Raw genomic sequence first — 1,546 nt, forward strand, 5'->3', positions numbered from 1 at the left:
CCCCGGATTCTGGCCATCGTGCTGAGCATCCTGCTCTTCATCGTTGTCATCGCCGTAATGGTTTGGCTGGTTACCATCCAGGTAGGCAGCTTTGCCGATGAACTCCCGCGCATCACCCAAAAAGCCGAAGTCCTGTTAGAACAGACGACCGCGATGGTCGAGCGTTACTTCAATGTGAGCCGCACCGAGCAAGTAAGTCGAGCAAAAGGGTACCTTATCAATGCTCTCGCCGATAGCCGCACCATGCTGCTCAATACGCTGGTAGCCACTACGGGTACCCTCGCTACCGCCACACTGGTACCATTGTACGTGTTTTTCTTCCTGCTATACCGTGATTTTTTCCGGCGGTTTGTGTACAAAGCTTTCAACAAAGTACCCCGGCACAAACTGGACACGGTCTTGAATAAAATCTACGACGTTATCCAAAGCTACCTGGCAGGGCTGGTGCTGGTCATCTTCATAGTAGGGATACTTAACACCATCGGACTACTTCTTCTGGGCATCGACTACGCCATTTTCTTCGGCTTTCTGGCCGCGTTTTTGATCTTGATTCCTTACATAGGCATCCTGATAGGGTCACTGTTTCCGGCTTTAATGAGCATTATTACCGAAGACTCCGCTTGGTACGCCGTGGGCGTGGTCGGTATTATGAGCTTCGTCCAGTTTTTAGAAGGGAATTTCATCACACCCAATATTGTAGGTTCAAAGGTGAGCATCAATCCGTTGGCGGCCATTGTCATGCTGCTGCTGGGCGGGCAACTTTGGGGACTACCCGGTCTGGTACTGGCTTTGCCACTCACGGCCATCCTGAAAGTGATCCTGGATGCCAATAAAAGCACGGAGCCGTTCGGATTTCTATTGGGTGAACCCAGCAAAGAAGTAGAAGAGGAAAAGGAAAAAGAACGAGATCAGGTGCGTAACGTCCGCGAAAACCGTCGCCGCCCCGGCAATCAGCCGCGGTCGAAACGCAAGCCCAGAACTCAACCCAAGGAAGAGGAGCAGGGGTTCGAGGTCATACCTGTCAAGGAGCCTTTGTCCATTGCCAAGGAAGCGCTTGAGGGCACCGACCTGGTAATAAAGACGGCTGAAACCAAACCAAGCTCCCCCAAGCGCCGCCGTCCGCAACGTAGGCGCAAGCCCCGCACTAACAACGAGGGAAGTTCAGAAACGCCTAAAAGTTCAGGGGATCAAGATTCCTGAAATGACCGTTCATGCGGATACGGCTCTTGGTCTGCTCCATTTCGGCCACGATCGGGATGACTTTCCGCAAATGCGCAATCAGGAATTGCTGCCGCGCGCTTTCGCGGCGTAGCGTGAGCAGTTCGTACTCATCTGTGAGCGACATCCCTACCTTGTGCGCCACCTGAAAGGAAAACGGCTTTTGTTCAACGTCGTATTCGACAGGGGTGGTCAGTAGGCTGTAGAGCGTGTCCAGTAATTCGGCCAGTTGCGGCAGTGGTCGAATCAGATCGGTTTCTTCGGGTAAGAAGGTAACTTCTCCTCCGGCGTATAGCTTGTCGGCCACCGGATTGTCAAACGTGTCTAT

1 protein-coding gene and 1 pseudogene are annotated in these 1,546 nt (G+C 52.8%); one reads left to right on the top strand and one right to left on the bottom strand.

The window, feature by feature from the left end:
* Positions 1-1,200: AI-2E family transporter (locus ACEW8P_RS20470; RefSeq protein ID WP_373514932.1), on the top strand; the 1,200-nt coding region annotated here is incomplete at its 5' end.
* On the opposite strand, the pseudogene ACEW8P_RS20475 reads toward ACEW8P_RS20470, so the two are convergent.
* A pseudogene (locus ACEW8P_RS20475) lies at positions 1,172-1,546 on the bottom strand (peptidase); the annotation flags it as partial. The gene ACEW8P_RS20470 and the pseudogene ACEW8P_RS20475 sit on opposite strands and share 29 nt — an antisense overlap.

Origin of the sequence: Persicitalea sp. (assembly GCF_041751555.1) — a bacterium.
In the GTDB taxonomy this organism is placed as follows: Bacteria; Bacteroidota; Bacteroidia; order Cytophagales; family Spirosomataceae; genus Persicitalea.